Origin of the sequence: Ligilactobacillus ruminis ATCC 27782, from assembly GCF_000224985.1 — a bacterium.
Taxonomy (GTDB): Bacteria; Bacillota; Bacilli; order Lactobacillales; family Lactobacillaceae; genus Ligilactobacillus; species Ligilactobacillus ruminis.
The window spans coordinates 146,593-166,169 of the sequence record NC_015975.1; the positions used below are offsets into that span (position 1 = coordinate 146,593).

15 protein-coding genes and 1 pseudogene are annotated in these 19,577 nt (G+C 39.9%); 7 read left to right on the top strand and 9 right to left on the bottom strand.

Annotated features, from left to right (window positions below):
* Nucleotides 1-675 precede the first annotated feature (675 nt).
* Entirely contained in the window at nt 676-2,163 is a 1,488-nt protein-coding gene (gene thrC / locus LRC_RS00685) for a threonine synthase (protein WP_014072740.1), read from the bottom strand.
* 189 nt (nt 2,164-2,352) lie between these two features.
* Between thrC and LRC_RS00690 the strand changes: the two genes are divergently transcribed.
* Nucleotides 2,353-3,639, top strand: coding sequence for a homoserine dehydrogenase (locus tag LRC_RS00690; protein ID WP_014072741.1), 1,287 nt, complete (start codon nt 2,353-2,355; stop codon nt 3,637-3,639).
* Nucleotides 3,640-3,651: 12 nt separating this feature from the next.
* Nucleotides 3,652-4,524: a homoserine kinase gene (gene thrB, locus LRC_RS00695; RefSeq protein WP_014072742.1), complete on the top strand. Its 873-nt coding sequence runs from the start codon at nt 3,652-3,654 to the stop codon at nt 4,522-4,524.
* Between the two features lie 34 nt (nt 4,525-4,558).
* On the opposite strand, the gene LRC_RS00700 is transcribed toward thrB, so the two are convergent.
* Complete coding sequence (locus tag LRC_RS00700) at nt 4,559-5,746, bottom strand: hypothetical protein (RefSeq protein ID WP_014072743.1); 1,188 nt, start codon at nt 5,744-5,746, stop codon at nt 4,559-4,561.
* Between the two features lie 113 nt (nt 5,747-5,859).
* Nucleotides 5,860-7,080, bottom strand: a pseudogene (locus LRC_RS00705) (N-acetylmuramoyl-L-alanine amidase family protein); the annotation flags it as partial.
* A 416-nt stretch (nt 7,081-7,496) separates the two neighbouring features.
* On the opposite strand from LRC_RS00705, the gene LRC_RS00710 reads away from it, so the two are divergent.
* The gene (locus LRC_RS00710; RefSeq protein ID WP_014072745.1) at nt 7,497-8,465 is read left to right on the top strand and encodes a glycosyltransferase family 2 protein; all 969 of its coding nucleotides are present in this window, start codon (nt 7,497-7,499) and stop codon (nt 8,463-8,465) included.
* 38 nt (nt 8,466-8,503) lie between these two features.
* Here the strand turns inward: LRC_RS00710 and LRC_RS00715 are convergent, their stop codons facing one another.
* From LRC_RS00715 to LRC_RS00730, 4 genes are read right to left on the bottom strand one after another with little or no spacing between them, the layout of a single operon-like run.
* Nucleotides 8,504-9,424 carry a glycosyltransferase gene (locus LRC_RS00715; RefSeq protein ID WP_014072746.1) on the bottom strand — a complete coding sequence of 307 codons (921 nt, stop codon included), beginning with the start codon at nt 9,422-9,424 and terminating at the stop codon, nt 8,504-8,506.
* 1 nt (nt 9,425) lies between these two features.
* A complete protein-coding gene (locus tag LRC_RS00720) occupies nt 9,426-10,250 on the bottom strand; it encodes a LicD family protein (RefSeq protein ID WP_014072747.1) in 825 nt (274 codons plus the stop codon).
* A 20-nt stretch (nt 10,251-10,270) separates the two neighbouring features.
* Nucleotides 10,271-11,473 carry a hypothetical protein gene (locus tag LRC_RS00725; protein WP_014072748.1) on the bottom strand — a complete coding sequence of 401 codons (1,203 nt, stop codon included), beginning with the start codon at nt 11,471-11,473 and terminating at the stop codon, nt 10,271-10,273.
* Entirely contained in the window at nt 11,466-12,917 is a 1,452-nt protein-coding gene (locus LRC_RS00730; RefSeq protein ID WP_014072749.1) for an oligosaccharide flippase family protein, read from the bottom strand. The genes LRC_RS00725 and LRC_RS00730 overlap by 8 nt, the downstream gene beginning before the upstream one ends.
* 273 nt (nt 12,918-13,190) lie before the next feature.
* Here LRC_RS00730 and glf point away from each other — a divergent pair, with 273 nt between their 5' ends.
* From glf to LRC_RS00750, 4 genes are all read left to right on the top strand, one after another.
* Entirely contained in the window at nt 13,191-14,306 is a 1,116-nt protein-coding gene (gene glf, locus LRC_RS00735) for a UDP-galactopyranose mutase (protein ID WP_014072750.1), read from the top strand.
* Between the two features lie 68 nt (nt 14,307-14,374).
* A complete protein-coding gene (locus LRC_RS00740; protein WP_049780083.1) occupies nt 14,375-15,112 on the top strand; it encodes a DUF4422 domain-containing protein in 738 nt (245 codons plus the stop codon).
* A gap of 25 nt (nt 15,113-15,137) precedes the next feature.
* On the top strand, nt 15,138-16,598 hold the full coding sequence (locus LRC_RS00745) for a sugar transferase (protein WP_049780062.1): 1,461 nt from the start codon (nt 15,138-15,140) through the stop codon (nt 16,596-16,598).
* A 59-nt stretch (nt 16,599-16,657) separates the two neighbouring features.
* Nucleotides 16,658-17,641 carry a glycosyltransferase family 2 protein gene (locus tag LRC_RS00750; RefSeq protein ID WP_014072753.1) on the top strand — a complete coding sequence of 328 codons (984 nt, stop codon included), beginning with the start codon at nt 16,658-16,660 and terminating at the stop codon, nt 17,639-17,641.
* Between the two features lie 55 nt (nt 17,642-17,696).
* On the opposite strand, the gene LRC_RS00755 is transcribed toward LRC_RS00750, so the two are convergent.
* Both LRC_RS00755 and LRC_RS00760 read right to left on the bottom strand, forming a co-directional pair.
* Nucleotides 17,697-18,299, bottom strand: a complete 603-nt coding sequence (locus LRC_RS00755; RefSeq protein WP_014072754.1) for a hypothetical protein — start codon at nt 18,297-18,299, stop codon at nt 17,697-17,699.
* Nucleotides 18,296-19,507 carry an AAA family ATPase gene (locus tag LRC_RS00760; RefSeq protein WP_014072755.1) on the bottom strand — a complete coding sequence of 404 codons (1,212 nt, stop codon included), beginning with the start codon at nt 19,505-19,507 and terminating at the stop codon, nt 18,296-18,298. Before LRC_RS00760 ends, LRC_RS00755 begins: the two co-directional genes overlap by 4 nt.
* Nucleotides 19,508-19,577: the final 70 nt, after the last annotated feature.

Genomic DNA, 19,577 nt, shown 5'->3' on the forward strand with positions numbered 1-19,577 from the left:
ATGCCGAGCCAAGGCCATTTTGAGTTGTCTCTGAATAGCACTTCATAAAAGGCCCAAAAGGCAAGCGGTAGAAAGGAAGCGGCAATAAATTCTCCAAAAACGGCAGTTGACAAGCATAAATGGTACGAGCCTAAGGTATATGAAAGAGAAAAGACCATTGCTGCAATCCGACGTTTGCTGAAAGCTTTCATGCTAAAGTATGCGATTATAAACGTCATTAGCATTATCAGACCGTACCAACAATAAAATGCAGTCACTGGTTTGAAAAAAAGTCTTAAAACCGCCCAAGGGTACAAGAAGACATTCGGATAAAACAAAAAATTACCTACTCCGGTATGCTGAAAAGCATCGGTAGCGATAAAGGTCAAAAAATTTCCTCTTTTCAGATTAAGAAAAATTTGTTCAGCACGCTGTCCATGAAAAGACCAGTCGCTACGAACTTCGATATTTCCCGTTTTAATTTTTGGATATGTCATGAATATAGTTATCATGGCAAATGAAAATATGATCATGACGTCTTGCAAGTATTTATTTTTGAATAATTTCTTAATGAAGTTCATTCTATCTTCCCTCAATCATACATATGAATCGCCTCACCAAAATGTTTTTTAGTGAGGCGATTTCTATTATATTACGTTATGAAAATAACTATTTGAATATATCACAATTAGATTGCTATTTCAAAATTTCTACAACCGTGTCCTTCATCTCATCCGGTGAAACGACCGTATCATGCAAAGTCGGTGCATCGAACAAACGCTGGACCGTTTCAGGCAGTTTGACGCTGATCTTTTCCTGAAGGTACTTGACTGCCTCGAGACCTTCTTCGTCTTTTCCCTTGGCATCTAAGGCATTTAAAACTGCTTGCGGGAATTTATACGGGCTTGCCGTTGAAACAACGACGAGCGGGCTGTTATCGCCCGTATTTGCCTTATAGCTTTCGGCAGCTTTGGATGCAACGGCCGTATGCGGATCGATTGCCGTCTTGTCTGCAGAAAAGATGCGCGAAATTTCAGCAGCCGTTTCGTCTTCAGTTGCAAAATCAGCTGCGAAATCGGCGAGCTTTGCGCGCATATCGGAGTCAATCGTGTATTTTCCTGAAACCGACAGCCGATTCATCAATTCGGCCGTCTTATTGGCATCTTCGCCCGAAACATAGAACAACAAACGTTCAAGGTTGCTTGAAACGAGAATGTCCATGGAAGGAGAGCTCGTGACGTAGAATGGACGATTCTTGTCATACGTGCCTTCATTGAAGAAATCGGTCAAGATGTTGTTCTTGTTTGAAGCACAGATGAGCTTGTTGACGGGAAGACCGAGCTTCTTTGCGAACCATCCTGCGAGGATGTCGCCGAAGTTGCCCGTCGGAACGCTGAAATTGATCTTGTCTCCGACTGAGATCCTGCCATCTTTGACGAGTTTTCCGTAAGCATAGAAATAGTACACGATCTGCGGGAAGAGTCGTCCGATGTTGATCGAGTTGGCAGAAGAGAATTGATAACCTGCCTCGGCAATCGTTTCAGCGAGTTCTTTGTCATTGAAAAGTTTTTTGACGTTTGTTTGAGCAACGTCGAAATTGCCGGTAATCCCGACGACGTGCGTGTTTTTTCCTGTTTGCGTCAGCATCTGCTTTTCTTGAATGGCACTGACGCCGTCTTTTGGATAAAAGACAATGATTTGCGTGTTCGGAACGTCGGCAAATCCAGCCATGGCAGCTTTGCCGGTATCGCCTGACGTTGCAGTCAAAATGACGATATCCTTGTCTGAACCGTTCTTTTTGGCCGCAACGGTCATTAAATGCGGAAGAAGCTGCAAAGCAACGTCCTTGAAAGCAATCGTCGGACCATGGAAAAGCTCAAGGTAGGCGTTGTCCGCATGATAGTCGACCGGTGCTATTTCTTGGGTATCCCATTGATCTCCATATGCTTTGTCGATGCATGAGCGCAGTTCCTCATCAGTGTAGTCGGAAAAAAGCGGACGCAGAATCTTGTATGCCAAATCCTGGTACGACAGGTCTTTTAATTCGTTTAAATCAAGGTCGATTTCAGGAATTGACGTTGGAACGTACAAGCCGCCATCAGGACTGAGGCCTTGAAGGACGGCTTGTGAGGCAGTAATCGTTTGACCTTTTGGATCGCGCGTGCTGCGATAGAGAGTTTGCATGTGAAATACCCCTTTCAAAAATTTCAAATTTCGAAGATTAATGCTGATAAAACTGATAATGTTCGCATTGCTTTAAATAAATTATAATCATCATAGTGCTTTTCGGCAACAAATTTATAGAATACGTAGGTTTTTAATGTCTCCTTATGTTAGAATAGTAACAAATAAACCAAGTGGGGGTAGCATTACATGGAAACAATCAAAATTGGCATTTTGGGTCTCGGAACCGTTGGCAGCGGCGTGATTCGCATCTTGCGCGATCATGCTGAAAAAATTTCCAACATTACAGGCAGAAGACTCGAAGTCAAGACAGTTGTCGTGCACAATCTCAAAAAGAAGCGTTCCGTTGATTTGACAGGCATCAATCTGACGGACAATGCGGACGATGTTCTTTGTGATGACGAGATTCAAATGGTTGTCGAGGTTATGGGGACGGTCAATACCGCAAAAGAGTATATTGAAAGGGCTTTGAAAGCCGGCAAGCATGTCATTACGGCAAACAAGGATCTTATCGCAACGCACGGCCCTGAACTGATCAGCCTTGCAAAAGAACATGGCTGCGATCTTTGCTATGAAGCCAGCGTTGCCGGCGGCATCCCGATTTTGCGCACGATCGTCAACTCTTTTGCTGCCGATCGAATTATCGAAGTTCGCGGAATCGTCAACGGGACGACGAACTATATCATGACACAGATGAACAAAAACGGTGCTTCATATGAAGATGCGCTTGAATCAGCACAAGAGCTTGGCTTTGCTGAAGCCGATCCGACAAACGACGTTGACGGGATTGATGCTGCCTATAAGATGATCATTTTGACGCAGTTTGCATTCGGCAAAGACGTTACGATGGATCAGGTCAAGGTTAAAGGCATCCGCGGAATTCAGAAGGCTGATATTGCGGAAGCAAAGCGCTTGGGATACGTGATCAAGCTTCTTGGAATTGCCAAACTTGTCAACGGGCACATCGATGTTTCCGTCGGACCAGTGCTTGTACCGCAAACGCAGCCGCTTGCTGCCATTCAAAACGAAAACAACGCTGTCGTTGTGACAGGATCTGCCGTTGGCGAAACGATGTTTTATGGACCTGGCGCAGGCGAGTTGCCAACGGCGAATAGCGTTTTGAGCGATATTACTTCTGTCACGAAAAATATCGTTATGGGAACGACGGGCTTTAGTTTTAACGATTACACGAATGAGCTTGAACTTGCGGATGATTCTGAAGTCGTTTATCCGTACTATCTGTCGCTGCAAGTGCTTGACAAGCCAGGACAGATGCTCAAGCTGACCGAAATCATGACTGAATATGACGCAAGTTTCCGTTTGATTACGCAAACGCAAATGAATGATCGTTTTGCGCGCGTTTCAATGGTAACTCATGAAATGTCCGAATCACAACTGAATCATATTGTGGAAAAACTCAATGAACTCGAAGAAATTTCCGTGCTTGCGGCTTATAAAGTTCTTCCCGAAAAATAGCGGAGGTTATTCATGACACTTAAAATAAGGGTTCCGGCAACCAGCGCCAATCTTGGACCAGGCTTTGACTCACTTGGCATTGCTGTTTCATCATACCTCACGGTCACAGTTTATGGCAAAGCACCGAAGTGGAAGGTCGACCACAAGATGGGACATGCGATTCCAAGCGACGAACGCAATATGATCGTTGCAACAGCGATTAAGACGAATCCTGAGCTGGAGCCGCAGCATATTAAGGTAACGTCCGAGATTCCGTTGGCACACGGACTGGGAAGCAGCTCATCGGCACTGATCGCAGGCGTCGTCATGGCAAACGAGGTCGGAAAGATGCATTTGACAAATGAGCAGATTCTTCAAAAAGCTGCTGAAATGGAAGGACATCCGGACAACGTGGCTCCGGCATTATACGGGGATTTCGTCGTTTCAACGATGGTCGACGGCGATGTTTCAAGCATCAAGCTCAAATTTCCTGATTTGACGATGGTTGCGTATATCCCTGCATACGATTTGGCCACGGCTGACGCACGCAACGTCTTGCCGGCAAAGTTTCCGTTTTCTGAAGCCGTCGCGGCGGGAAGCATCGGAAACGTTTTGGTTGCGGCACTCGTTGCCGGTGACATGAAGACTGCGGGCAAAATGATTGAAAGCGATCGTTATCACGAAACTTATCGTGAAAAGCTCGTCCCGCATCTTCCGATTTTAAGAGAAATCGGACACAGAACAGGTGCGATGGCCACGTACCTCAGCGGTGCCGGTCCAACTGTCATGAGCTTTTTGCCGCATGACAAGGTTGAAGAATATATTGATTTGGGCAAAAAGGCCGGGTTAAAAGACGAGTATCGAATTTTGCAAATTGAACGTGAAGGCGTTCATGTGGACAGATAAAAAAAGCCGGTTGGAAAATCCAGCCGGCCTTTTTTTATGATTGTTCTGTGGCAATTTCTTCTTGATTACTGTTTTTGTTGTCATTGAGCAGGGTATATGTGAAGTGTACCCATGCCAGTACGCAGGCTATTATGCACCATTGAATGGCGAAGTGCCATGTTCCGAAAAGAGATGCGCAATTGGTTATGATGCTTATCAGGATGGAGATGGCGGCGTACTTGAGGTATTTATTATCCATGAAAGTCAGAATGACAAGGAGTATATCCAACAGATAGGTATATCGTTCGTGCATGGCTGGAAGAAACAGTGGACAGGTCCATGTAAACCATGCTGCAGCAGCCATATAACTGGTTGCATTTTCGAGATTGATTTTTCCGGACATAATCAAGTATAGTGCGATGCCGCATAAGGCAACTGTAAGAATTATTGCTGTTAGATGCAGTAATTTATAATCATTGCCAATCAGAATCCAAAAACTTGGGGCACTTATGGACATTTGTTTATAAGTGCCTGTTTGATTTGCGTAAATTTTAAATGGGGCAAGCAAGTTTCTTCCGTTCAGATATGCAGGAAGTCCAGAAAGCCAGAATATGCCCACGGAGGCTAAAAAATACATGATACTAAAACGTTTCTTGTAAACATAATAGCAAATGATGAACGGAACAATGAAAATCGTCTGAAACTTGAAGGAAAAGCCAAGTCCAAGCATTATGAAAGACAAAAGGTATTTTTCTTCAAACAGGAATAGCAGTGTGAGAATAACGAACGTTGTATAAATGGAATCAGATTGTCCCCAGTAAGAAGAGTTGAGTATTACTGTTGGCAGGAAAAGAACAATGGAGTATATGCTGGAGAATATGAAGGAATTGTTCTTTTTTGTCAGACGCATGCACAGTAATCCTGCACTCACTGCCAGAATGTAATCGAATAGTATTGAGAGAATCTTGTACATGACAACACAGTTTCTATGAAGATAGGTAATCAAGGCGACAAATGTCTGATACAGAATGTTATAGTCTCCGACCTGTGTTCCAAGAGCATGCAGTCCTCCTTTGGCATCTATTACGTTATACCATGGGATAAGGAAGGTCTTCATATCCCAGGATATGAAGTGGATTCCTTGATAGCGGATGAATAGACCTAGTATGCTTATGACCAGCAGAAAAAATTTATCTTTATATTTAAAGATGATGTCTAAGAATATTTTTTCGAATTTAAACATTTTCTTCTCCCTTAAGTTTTAGTATTAAGCCTATTATATCGTAAAATTCGTTAAAAGACGATGCATAAAAAAACAGACACCTTTTGTAAGAAGGCGTCTGTTTCTGCACATTGTCAGTCTGCGAACCAAAGCCTCAACGTTGAACCGTATGCTGCATATTCGCACGTTTGCCAGCCGGCCTTGTGTTGCTGCATTTTTCCTGCAACAAGGTCATAGGCGTTGCCGTTGTTTGAAACGTTCGTGATGATTTCTCTTACGTGAAGGGTTTGACCGTTGATCACGACGGGACTGCCAACGTGAAGAGATGCAAGTTCTTTGTGTGCATTGCCGTAATATTCAAATAAGTAGTAGTTTCTAAGCGATGTCCAGGCGTAGACGTAATTGTCAGCAGGTACAGTTCCAGTTCCGCTGAACGATTTTACGGCATAACTATGACCGTTCAATGAGAACGTTGAATGGTTGCTTGGAGCGTATGTCTTGGAACTTCCGGTTGAAGGAAGTGGTTCCAATGCACCAGTGGATGTGTTGAAATAGTAATGATGTCCGTTTATCGTCTGATATCCGTACTGCATCTGACCGTTGCCCGCATAGTAGACTGTCTTGCGCTGATTTGCGATATACTGAAGACCGGTCTTCATAGCACCATTACAATTATCAAAGAGATACCAGTGACCGTTGATTCTTTGTTGACCGTACTGCATCTGACCGTTGCCCGCATAGTAGACTGTCTTGTGCTGATTTGCGATATATTGAAGGCCGGTCTTCATAGCACCATTACAATTATCAAAGAGATACCAGTGACCGTTGATCCTTTGCTGTCCGTACTGCATTTGGCCATTGCCCGCATAGTAAACGGTCTTACGTTGATTAGCAATCCACTGGAAACCAGTCTTCATAGCACCAATGTTGTTATCAAAGAGGTACCACTTTCCGTTGATTCTCTGCTGGCCGTATTGCATTTGGCCATTGCCCGCATAGTAAACGGTCTTACGTTGATTAGCAATCCACTGGAAACCAGTCTTCATAGCACCAATGTTGTTATCAAAGAGGTACCACTTTCCGTTGATTCTCTGCTGACCGTACTGCATCTGACCGTTGCCCTCATAGTAAACAGTCTTACGTTGATTAGCAATCCACTGGAAACCAGTCTTCATAGCACCAGTACAATTATCAAAGAGATACCATTTTCCGTTGATTCTTTGCTGGCCGTATTGCATTTGTCCGTTACGGGCATAGTAGACTGTTTTATGTTGTTCGGGAATCCATTGGAATCCTGTTTTGTAATGTCCATTGTTATCGAACAGATACCACTTTCCGTTGATTCTTTGTTGGCCTCGGCGCACGGATGCTGCTTTAATCGTTGGGATTGCTGATCCGTCACCGCTATTAATAATGTCGGACATCTGCATTCCTCCGACAAATCCTAAAACAGCCAATGAAACAAAAATTGATTTTTGGAATTTTGTAACGTGTTTCATATCCATTGCACCTCGCCTTTCTCTATGCTTAAAATATACATAAAACTTATGGCTTTGATGTTTCAAAAGTTATGACAAATCGTTCAGTTTTTCAGTTTAATTATTTTGATGATGTGAAGAAATTGCGGATTTGTTGAATAATGCTAAATAAATTAGAATATTGTATCAGACATGTCTATAAACAGGTTATCAGGATAATTATCGATACAATTTCTTGCTTCGTTGATTTATAATTAAAGTCAGTATGTTTCATAACAGAGAGGAGTATTTTCATGCGCGAAGACAATATGTTGACGATTATTGTTCCTTGTTATAACGAAGAGGAAGTATTGCCGGAGACCGTTAAAGAACTTGGTGTTGTTCTTGAGTCTATGATTTCTGAAGAGCAAGTATCTTCAAACAGCAAGCTGTTGTTTGTCGATGATGGCAGCAAAGACAAGACGTGGGAATTGATCAAGAAATTTGAAAACCAGTTTGAATATGTGACCGGAATCAGATTCAGTCGCAACTATGGACATCAAAATGCGCTTTTGGCGGGATTGACAACGGCCGTTGACCATTCTGACATGACGATTACGATTGATGCTGATTTGCAGGATGATGTCAATGCCATTCCGGAGATGGTCAAAAAGTATCATGAAGGAATAGACGTTGTTTACGGAGTAAGAAATAATCGTGATACTGATACGGCTTTCAAACGCAAGACGGCGATTGCATTTTATTCTTTGATGAGCAAATTAGGCGTCGACATGGTGCCTAATTCAGCTGATTACCGATTGCTCAGCAAACGAGCGGTAGAAGGATTATTACGTTTTGACGAAAGAAATCTGTTTTTAAGAGGGATGGTGCCGCTTGTCGGCTATCCTTCAGACAAGGTTTATTATGCGAGAAAAGAACGTTTTGCCGGTGAATCAAAGTATCCGTTAAAGAAGATGATTAAATTTGCGATGGATGGCATTACGTCATTTTCGACCGTGCCGATCAAGCTGATCATGAATCTTGGTTTACTGGTTGTTTTAATTGGAATTGGGTTATTTATTTATTCAATTGTCCAAAAAATCAACGGAAACGTTGTCAGCGGGTGGACTTCGCTTATTACGTCAATTTGGGTGCTTGGGGGCATTCAATTGATTTGTTTGAGCATGATTGGTGAATATGTCGGAAAGATATTCACTGAGGTTAAGAAGCGTCCTAGGTTTACGATTCAGGAAGACGACTATACGAAGGAATTTTTGAAATAAAAAAGGCTGCGCACGTTACGCAGCCTTTTTTATCAAATTTAGCCTTTTATGAAAATTAAATACCAATCAGCAAGATATTGGCGATATCGTGGGTAATAATTCCAATAAAAAAGTAAATGAAGACCCGTCAGAATATTTTTTGTTTGGTAAAAATTTTTTCTTAAAGATATCCATTTGCGATTTTTGTCAAGCATCTTGGTTTGTTGATTAGTATCTATGTCAAGTGTACTCAAAAATTTTTCTAATCCGTCGGCAACGGCCAAATCGTAGTCAAGCCACTTTTCTTTGTTGGCTTTGGTTTTACCTGCTCGACTGTCCTTAGAGAAAGCACTGTCATTGTGTTTTCTCCATTTTATCAAATCATCCGTGTAAAAATACAGGGAGTCTGAAAATAGCGCTGTTCTCCATAACAAGGCATCATGAGGGTAATCTTTAAACCAAATTTTTTTTGCCTGATTAAATAGGCTTCTTCTGAAACAGTGTGTGCATCCCGGTGCGCCGACAAGCATATAATTATTTTTAAGCTTAACTTTCTCAAGTTTTTTAGTGTTTTTGAGTGGACCCGTTTTTGTGTGCCCGTCTTCATAAAATTCAAGATAATTAGAGGCAAGAAGATTTATTTCAGGATGTTTAAGCATGATATTTTCCATGATTTCAAGCTTGTCAGTTCTCCAAATGTCGTCTTGGTCACAAGTAAAGATTAAATCTCCTGTGCTTTTTTCAATCCCGTCGATAAAATTCCTTTGCCATCCCTTATTTTCTTGATTGATGACTATTCTCCAATTGTTCAAGGAATGAATCTTGATGTATTTATTAACTATTTCAGGTGTCGAATCAGTCGAGCAATCATCACAGATTAACACTTTGTCAGGCGTCCTTGTTTGATTTCTTATAGAATCAAGTTGTTCTATAATGTGCGATGATCCATTGTAGCTTGATATTACAATTGATATGTTCATTCTAAAATTCCTCAGTCTCTTTTTTCCATACCTTTAACTCATGCGTGACTTGTTTTTCTTTAGGAGGCAGCTCCATGTAGTTGCCGTAAAGATTGGAAAGATACGAATCCCAACAAGATGGTGCTTTGAAAGTATGCCCTTCAAAAGTGACGTCGACAGATCGTTCAAAATCTTTTTTATCCATGCACTCTTTTGTTCCATAAAGCCCCCACATTATGCATCCGACTTTGTTTGCTTGTTCGTATGGTATTGAACGTGTGAGATTGTCGATTAATTTGTTGCAACGGTTGACCCCTACTAACTTGGCAAATGGAATAACCAACGGCTTCAATAAGGCTTTAATCTTGCTTTTTCCTTCACCGATTTTTGCAAAGTTCAGCATTAGTATTTCGCGATATATACCAACTTTGCGATATATTTTTTTAATATCTTTTGGATTATCCGGCAATCCATCCGTAGGCAAGATATCAACCCATATTGATGTCACATTCCCCTCCTGAACGTATCCTTGTTCCATACAATATCTAGTATCAATAATTTTTATGAATGGATACTGTGAAGTTCCTTGTTCATAAGATATGATTTTGAGATAAGAAGGCAAAAAATTTTTCTTTTTTGAAAGTTCAAGTAATTTGTCATAGTCTGGTCGTTTCATTCCAATGTCAACGTCATCATCCCATGGGATGAAACCTTGATGCCTAATTGCACCGAGCAATGAACCTCCAACCAAATAGAATTCAATCCCATTTCTATTGCATGACTTTTGCAATTCAATGAGAATATTCAGCAAAACTTCTTTGATTTCTGTGTTACTTAATAATTTCATAGTAAAGTCTCCAGTTATCGTTATATTGATAGGCTTTTTGATGAATGTTTAAAACTATATAGAGTAGCGAATGTTGCTAAGAAGATAATGTTATATGATATCTCCCACATATGTTGATCGATCAACGAACTTATCGCGATTAGAATCAAGGTAAGTTCTAAAGAATAGTACTTTTTGGAGATAAACATGTGAGAGAGATACAATAAATATCCAACCACTAGCAGAAATACGAATGCACCCAACATCATCAAAATTCTTATATAAGAACAGTCGATATAGAAATAGTTGAAAACTCTGCTGGTGTTTCCACCAAACCCATTTTGCGGTATATATTGCCCTAAGAACGTAACGTTATATTTTTCGAAAGCAATATGTGAGAAGTAGAATCTTCCTGACAAAGCATGGTCGACCAATTTCATAAAATGATTTGATGGATTGTAAAAATATGTCATCAAAATCATAAATGAAACGGCAGATCCTAAAATTATGGCAATGCCTATCGATGTTATTTTTTCCAGAAGGGTGATGGTTTGCTTATAGAAAATGGCGATTAACAAGAAAAATACCATCAAAATCAAATCGACTTTTGTGTCGGTAACTACGTATGCCCATATTGTAATTGAAATCAATCCGATGTATTCAGGTAGCTTTAATTTATAATCACGAAGCAAAGCATAGGTAATCATCAAGTAGAAACACCTTGCTGATAAATCCGATGGGTAAACCGTTCCTAATGCATATCTGAGGGCACCATCACCACGATTAAATACTAAACCAGGTATTATTCTTAATTTAGTGATTATAAATGTCAGTATCAATAATGATGAAATCGTTACGAGAAAGAAACGCAATATCTTTTTAAAGTCGATATTTTTTGCGCCGATGATAGCGATGTAGTAGTAGAATAAGTTCAACTCACCTGCATTCATGCCACTTTGCCATAAAACTATGCCTAAAAATAGCAAGATAAACCAGTCTTTAAGATAATATTCATCAAATGTAATGATCTTTAAAACGATGATTAGTGCGACAAACATTTGTATCCAATATGGCAAGAACATGGGAATAAGACGTTTGATTGCTAAAGTTCCTTGTGCGAATTGAGAGAGAAGGTACATGAATAGAGCGAAAAAGTATGTCCATTCAGGTAGTCTCGGGACTTTTTCCTTTATTTTCATTCCAAGCGTTGAGCTATAGATCTTGTTTTTTAAGATATTATCCATTTTTCTTACTCCTAATTTTCTCGATAATACTTACCAATTTGTTTAAAATTGTAGGTTTTAACAAAAGCAATATTCCCCCGTACACAACAACTCCCAAACCAATTTCAGCTGCAATTGCCAATACGTTTTTAATTGTTGACGTAAAATCAAGCATCATGCAGACGCGATTGACAACGATAAACATTACTAAGCCGGCTAAGACATACTTGGGAACGTTGATAAACATCTTTTTCAAGTTCAGGATGTTTCTGACGTGCCACATTTGATATCCGGTAACGACTATTTCGGAACATACCGTTGCGAATACAGCACCGTGCAATCCTAAAAGATAAATAAACGGCAAATTAAGGATCAGATTGACGATTGCTCCTGAAACGACTGAGCCGGTGAAAACCTTGATCTTGTCAGTCGGCAACAAGTATTGTTGTCCAATAACGTTGCTCCATCCAATCAGGACGATAACGATTGCCTCCAAACAAACGGCCATGCCGACTGGTTTAAACTGCGGGCCAAAGAATAGAGGTGCCAATTTTTGTCCGATGGCTGCCAGTCCGGCAAACATCGGAATTGCGATGCATGAAACGAAGTCAAATGAGTCAGCGGTAAGATTGTTAACTTCATCTTCATTGCCCTCATGAAAGGCATTGGCAACGTGTGGCAACATGACTGTTCCTGTTGCCGTAACGATTGTCAAAACTAGTTTGACCAATGTGTCGGAACGATCGTAAAATCCGGCAACGTCGCTGTTGACCATTGCCCACAGCATGGTTTTGTTCAAAACAAGGTAAACCTGAGTCGCAATCTGCGGAATGAAGAGTGCAATCGTCGGTTTAAAGTGTCTGAACGGATGAAGTTTTCTAAAATCAACTTTGACAAGTGTTTTCCTGACATATGGCCACAAGGTAAGATTTCCGCCGAGAACGGAAATTGAAAGTACGAATATATAGACCCATGTATCGTTTGCATCCTTGACAAACATAAAAATCATGGCCGCTGATGCAAGCTTGACCATGGTGTTTCGCAAAACAGTCTTTTTAAAATCTTCAAGACCCATGTAGAGCCATGAGATATCGACTGCCGCAGCGATAAGGTTAAGAGATTGAATCAGCATGTATTCTTTATAGACCGGGCAAAAGGCCAAGTATACGAGAAATGCTCCGTAAGAAATTGTAACCATAACCATTTTCAAAATCTGGATTTCCCAAAAAGCTTCGCTCATCGCTTGCTTGTTTGATCTAAGGTACGCAATTTCGCGGTTGCCATATAGGCCGATACCGATTGAACCCAAGAGAATGAAGTATTGAATGGTCGAGTTGGTTGCGGTGTTGATGCCGATACCGTGTGCTCCGATTACGCGCGAAACGTAGGGAGCAGTTATTAACGGCAATAAAACAGCCAAAAGCTGGTATCCGGCATTATAGAGATAATTTTTAATTACTTTCATATGATTCCTTACCTGTTTTTGCTTGGCTGATGTTATCAGCTATGCGTATTCACCAAGAATGTGATTGCTTGCAGTAAATTGTAGTAATATAATATAATCGACTGTGCAAAAGTGGATTCAAAACCACTAATACCATATTATACACTATAAATCAGTTTAGTTTAAACAAACTATTTTAAATTTAGGTAACATATCTTTAGTGGTAAATTATTTCAAATGTAAATAGTGTATAATGAATAAAAAGTGCTTTTATCAGTACGGAGGATAAAAAAGATGACAAAGTATTTAGTTGTAGGTGCTGGCTTGTTTGGCGCAACATTTGCATACGAAGCAGCAAAACGCGGGAACGAAGTACATGTAATCGAAAAACGCGACCACATTGCCGGGAATATTTATACGAAAGAAGTTCACGGAATTCAGGTTCATCAATATGGTGCGCATATTTTTCATACTTCCAACAAGGAAGTTTGGAACTATGTCAATCAATTTGCTGAATTCAACCGCTATACGAACAGTCCGATTGCTAATTACAATGGCGAAATTTACAACATGCCGTTTAACATGAATACGTTCAACAAGCTCTGGGGAGTGGTTACTCCTAAGGAAGCTTTGGACAAAATCAATGAACAGCGTGCGGTGCTTAATGGCAAGAAACCAGAAAACCTTGAAGAGCAAGCAATTTCGCTTGTCGGAACGGATATTTATCAAAAACTTGTCAAAGGCTACACGGAAAAGCAATGGGGCAGGAAGGCTACGGAACTTCCCGCATTCATTATCCGCCGTCTTCCGGTTCGTTTGACTTATGACAACAACTATTTCAACGATGACTATCAGGGAATCCCGGTTGGCGGATACACTCAAATCGTTGAAAAGATGCTTGCTGATGATAAGATCACGGTTGAAACCGGCGTTGATTTCTTTGATAAAAAGGACGAATATTTGAAAAACTATGACAAGGTTCTTTTCACTGGGATGATCGATCAGTTCTTCGACTATAAGCTCGGAGAACTTGAATATCGCAGCCTGCGTTTTGAAACGGAAGAACTTGACGTTGATAACTATCAAGGCAACGCTGTTGTCAACTACACGGATGCCGAGACACCGTATACGCGTGTGATTGAGCACAAGCACTTTGAGTTCGGCAAGGGCGACAAAGACAAGACGGTTATTACGCGTGAATATCCTGCTGACTGGAAACGCGGCGACGAGCCGTACTATCCGGTCAATGACAAGCGTAATAATAGTCTTTATAAGGAATATCAGAATTTGGCTTCAAAAGAAGCAGGAAACGTTATTTTTGGCGGACGCTTGGGGCAGTATCGTTACTACAATATGGATCAGGTTATCGCTGCCGCACTGGTAACAGTTAAAGAAGAATTTGCTGATTAATTTGAGATGAAGCGAGGAATTTTTGTTTGTCATATGAAATTTATGTTGTAAGCCATAAAGATATTCGGATGCCTGAAGGAAACATTTATATTCCGGTTCAGGTTGGACCGGCAAAAGATGATTTTTCTGGATTCGTGCGCGATAATACCGGAGAAAATATTTCAGAAAAGAACCCTAATTATTGCGAACTGACGGCACAGTACTGGGCCTGGAAAAATCGTAAAGCTGATGTTAAAGGTTTGGTACACTACCGACGTTTGTTTTCAAAGGGAAAAAGAATGCTTGGTGCGTCACTTGAAAAAAAGTATGAAAATGTTTTAGATGAAAAAACGCTTGTTGATATTATGGAGAAACATGACGCTATTCTTCCTAAAAAGCGTAATTACTATATCGAAACTTTATGGTCTCACTATGAACATTCTCACAAAATTGAAGGCCTTGAAGAAACACGCAAGGTTATTGCGGAAAAATACCCGGATTATTTGATTAAATTTGATGAGGTAATGAAGCGTCGCAGTGCGCATATGTTCAATATGATTATTGCCAAAGACAAGGTTTTTTCAGCGTATTCAGAATGGCTTTTTGATGTTTTGGGAGAAGTTGAGAAACGTGTTGATATTTCAGGGTATTCGGTCAGCGAAGCTCGGATATTTGGCTATATCAGCGAACTTTTGATGGATGTCTGGATTGAGCAAAACCAGATAGACTACGTTGAGTTGCCTGTGATGTTTATGGGTAATCAAAATATGGTCAAGAAGATTTGGATGTTTATTGCTAGAAAGTTTGGCTTTGTTAAACAACCATAGTTAACGATGTCTGCTTGGATTGAGGGTGAATAATTTGTACAGTAAAAAAAGCAATGGGTGGTTGAAACACCTTGATTTTGTTTTGGTCGATTTGATCGTTATGCAAATCGTCTACATTGTTTCATATGTTATCCGCCATGGACTCGAAAACCCTTATGATAGGACATACTACCAAGTCGGTGCATTGGTTATTTTGGTTACTGGCGTTGTGTTTGCCACGCTTTCAGACAACTATCGCAATATTCTTAAGCGTAGCTGGTTGAAGGAATTAAAGGCATCAATCATATACGTTTCAGCTTTGGTTATTGTTTTGGCCTTATATCTTCTTTTGAGTCAGACAACATTTTGGTATTCGAGAACGGTGTTTGTTCTATTGGCGATACTGGGTGTTCCGGCAGTGTATTTTGGCCGATTGATATGGAAGAAGATTGTTTTGGCATATCGAAAGAAAAACGGCTATTCCAAGAAGAGAATGATTTTGGTTTCTTCAAAAGACGATTTTGCTGGCGTTAAGCAAAGAATCGAACAAAAATCATTGGGCGATATTGAGATTTCCGGAGCGGTCTTTTTCGATGATTCAACGGCTGAAGTCGGCGAAAAATATGATGATGTTCCGGTCGTAGGCAGTCTTAACGATTTTACGGATAATATCGTCACTGATTTGGTAGACGAGGTCATGTTCGTTTTGCCTAAGGGCGGGGTAGTTCCAGAAAGTTTGCTGCAGGATCTGCTTAACATGGGGATTACTTCTCACGTGTCAATCAGTGAGCTTTATGACAACGAACGTGGCATGAAGACGATTGAAAAGGTCGGCGGCTATACCGTTATGACGGAAAGCTTGAAAATTGCATCCAGTTTTCAGTTGGCACTGAAACGTTTGATGGATATCGTCGGTGCGCTTGTCGGTTTGTTGATTACGGGAATTTTGGTAATCATCATCGGGCCGATCATTTATTTTTCGGATCCTGGACCAATCTTCTTCTCGCAAAAACGTGTCGGTCAAAATGGGCGAATTTTCAAAATTTATAAATTCCGCAGCATGTACCAGGATGCAGAGGAACGCAAGAAAGAACTTATGGCGATGAACACGATGAAGGGGTTCATGTTTAAGGCAGACAATGATCCTCGAATCATCGGTTCGGGCAAGGATGGCTCGAAACATGGCATTGGTTGGTTTATTCGGAAAACGTCATTGGATGAATTTCCGCAATTTTGGAACGTTCTTAAGGGAGAAATGAGTCTTGTAGGGACGCGACCGCCGTTGATTGATGAATGGAAAAATTACGAAAAGCATCATCGTGCTCGTCTTGCGGTTCGTCCCGGAATTACCGGCATGTGGCAGGTCAGCGGTCGTTCCGACATTACGGATTTTGAAAAAGTTATCGAACTTGATATGAAGTATATCGATAACTGGTCGATTTTTGAAGACCTTAAAATTTTGGGACTGACGGTGAAGGAAGTCTTCAGCGGTGAAGGTTCCAAGTAAGATGATGCAGGAGTCAAGTTGAACTTGGCTCCTTGTTTTTATGCTATTTGGAGGTAAGAATGGATAAGCCTTTAATTTCGGTGATTTTGCCGGTCTATAATGTTGAGAAATATTTATCTGAATGTATGACTTCATTGTTTGATCAGACATATGAAAATCTTGAATTCGTAATGGTTGATGATGGATCTACGAATAAAGAATGTTCAAAAATGTGCGATGAATTTTTAAAAAAGGATAAACGCGTGGTTGTTTTTCATAAGGAAAACGGTGGACTGTCAGATGCAAGAAATTATGGCATCAAGAAAGCAAAGGGGCAATATGTGACATGCGTGGATCCTGATGACATCGTTGATAAAGATTATGTTGAGTATCTTTATTTTCTTGTTGAAAAGTATCATTGCAAAATGTCGATTTGTCAGCATCGAGTTCATTATGACAATGGCAATGTTAAAAATTTGGGATCTAAGGGCGATGAGAGGATGTCGAACAAGCATTGTCTCGAAAGAATGCTTTATCATGATGTCATTGACACTTCTGCTTGGGCTAAATTGTATCGCAAGGATCTGTTTGACGATGTTGAATATCCCAAGGGAAAGCTCTTTGAGGATATCGGAACGACCTATGCTCTGATGTTAAAATGTGATGACGTTGCGGTGGGGTACGAAGCAAAGTATACTTATAATTTTCATAACAATTCAATCGTCAATGGGACATTCAAAATGAATAAGCTTGATATGATTGAAATGACTGATAAAATGGCCAGTGACGTCTTGTGCGTCTATCCCGATTTGCGTGAAGCCGTACTCAGACGTCAAGTTTATTCAAGACTAAGTACGCTGAATCAGATGCTTAATGCGGATGGTCAAGCAGTTAATCAAAAGAGAGTCGAAATCATTAAATATGTGAAACAAAACAGCAAAGAAGTCGCTAAGAATCCTAAGACGCCTAAACGAGACAAGATAGCTTTTATCCTGCTCAAGATAGGATATCCGTTATATAGATTCTGTTGGTTGCAGCATCAGAAAAAAATCATGAATAACTAGCAAAATCCTCCAAAAACGCTGAGAAATTTTTGGAGGATTTTTGTAATATACAATGCTAATGATAATCGTGGTTAATGATGTCGGCCAGGTAATTTTGTCCAGATTTTAGTTTTTGTCGTTTGACCATGTCCGTTTTAACATTGTCAATTGCTTTAATCAATCCGTCAATATCGTCTTCCCACAATTTATAAATATAATCATATGTTTTGATGTTTTTAATTCCAAGTTCCTGCTTGAAAAAAGCACTTGGCTTTATTTGTTTTGATCCTCCCTTTCTGTTTGATTTGTTATTTTTAAAAGCCATATATCCTTCAAGCCATTCAGTATGTTTGTATAAGTGAATGGCTTCAATTTCTTCACGTGTAATGTAATACCTTACTGTAGAAATCAAACGATTGGACTCCAATTTTTTGAAATTTCTATTGGTAGAATCCAAAACAACATGGATATTGACAGGTTTGCTGAATCCGTGTGATAAGAAATTATTGGCATAGTCCAGTTCATTAAGATAATCTTGAACTGTGGTTCCGTCTGATGATTGTATGATTGAGTTAAGCGGAAAAATCAGTTTGTTGTTATTGATGAGCAAATCCATTATTGCTTTTTCGGAAGCTCCCTCAACCATTATTCCGTTGTATTCTTCTGGAAGTTTGCTCATCGCTTCAGCTCCTTTACGTGCTTTGAAACATCTGATTTTAGTTCGATATATTTCTCATAATCTGGTTGGGTGTTTGTAATACTGCCACTTTCGAATAGTTCGCTATTTTTAAGCTCTGAACGTGCATTTGAATCACTCAGTCTCAAAATTGATGACTGAAGAGTATCATTGTTTCTGGAAATTACATATTCTTGATCTTTGCGCTGAAGATCATTTGTAAGTTCCATATAATGCGTCGTGTAGATTATGGAAGCATTATTTTTGTTGGTCTTAGGATCCATGAACAAGCCGATAAAATCTCTCGCAATTTGTTTATTTATATGGATTTCAATTTCGTCGACAATGATGGTTGAACCGCTTCGTAAAGCTCCAAGGATCCAAAAGAACAAACTGATTCCTTTGATCGTGCCTGAAGAAAGGATGTTAGAGAAACTTGAGAAATCATTGGAAGTGATTACTTCATCAGAACCTTTAAACTTCAAAGAATAGCTTATGACGGCATCATTATTAGAATCTCGATTGTAGCGAAGATAATCTATGGAGTTGTCCAGGTATCCAAGCAAAGATTCAGGTGTTTTATCCGAAAAATGATAGGGAATATTGAGGTTCGTGAAAGAAGATGTTGACATGACTCTTGGAGCATAATCGATACCTACGCTTTTGAAGTAAGAATCTTTTGGACTTAGCATTGAATTTTTCGCCAATTTACTTCTGTATCTTGGCTGACCCATTTTTTGCGGGTTAAAAAGATTTTTTCTAGAACAATTTCTTTGCGAGTCTGAGTAGATTACCTCTTCTTCTACATACCAGCTGCTGCTGGTTTCATCTATTTCTTGTTTTTTTTGTTTAAAAATTGTTTGAATGACATACCTTTTGTTGTCATCGCTTGCAATTCTGGCTTCGACTTTAATGTAGTCAGTATTTTTTCGGAGCTTTAGCGTACTTTCTAATAATGTTTGGTCAATTGATTTCTCTTTTAAATAAAAATCGCTCAAGCCGCTGAAGATATTAATCAACATTGTCTTGCCGACCGCGTTAATACCGACTACGCTGGTAACTTTGTTTAACTTTACCGTGTCAGAAAATGAGAATATTGATTTTCTTGTTTTTTGAGTGTCTTGTCCCGAAATGTCTATTCCAAAATAGCTTCCATCTTTGAACAGGTAATGATTGTATATTTTAAAACCAATTAATTTTGTTATCGACATTAATGCAACCTCCTTTTGCGAAAAATTACAGTTTAACTGTAATTTTTCGTTACAAGTAAATAATATACTT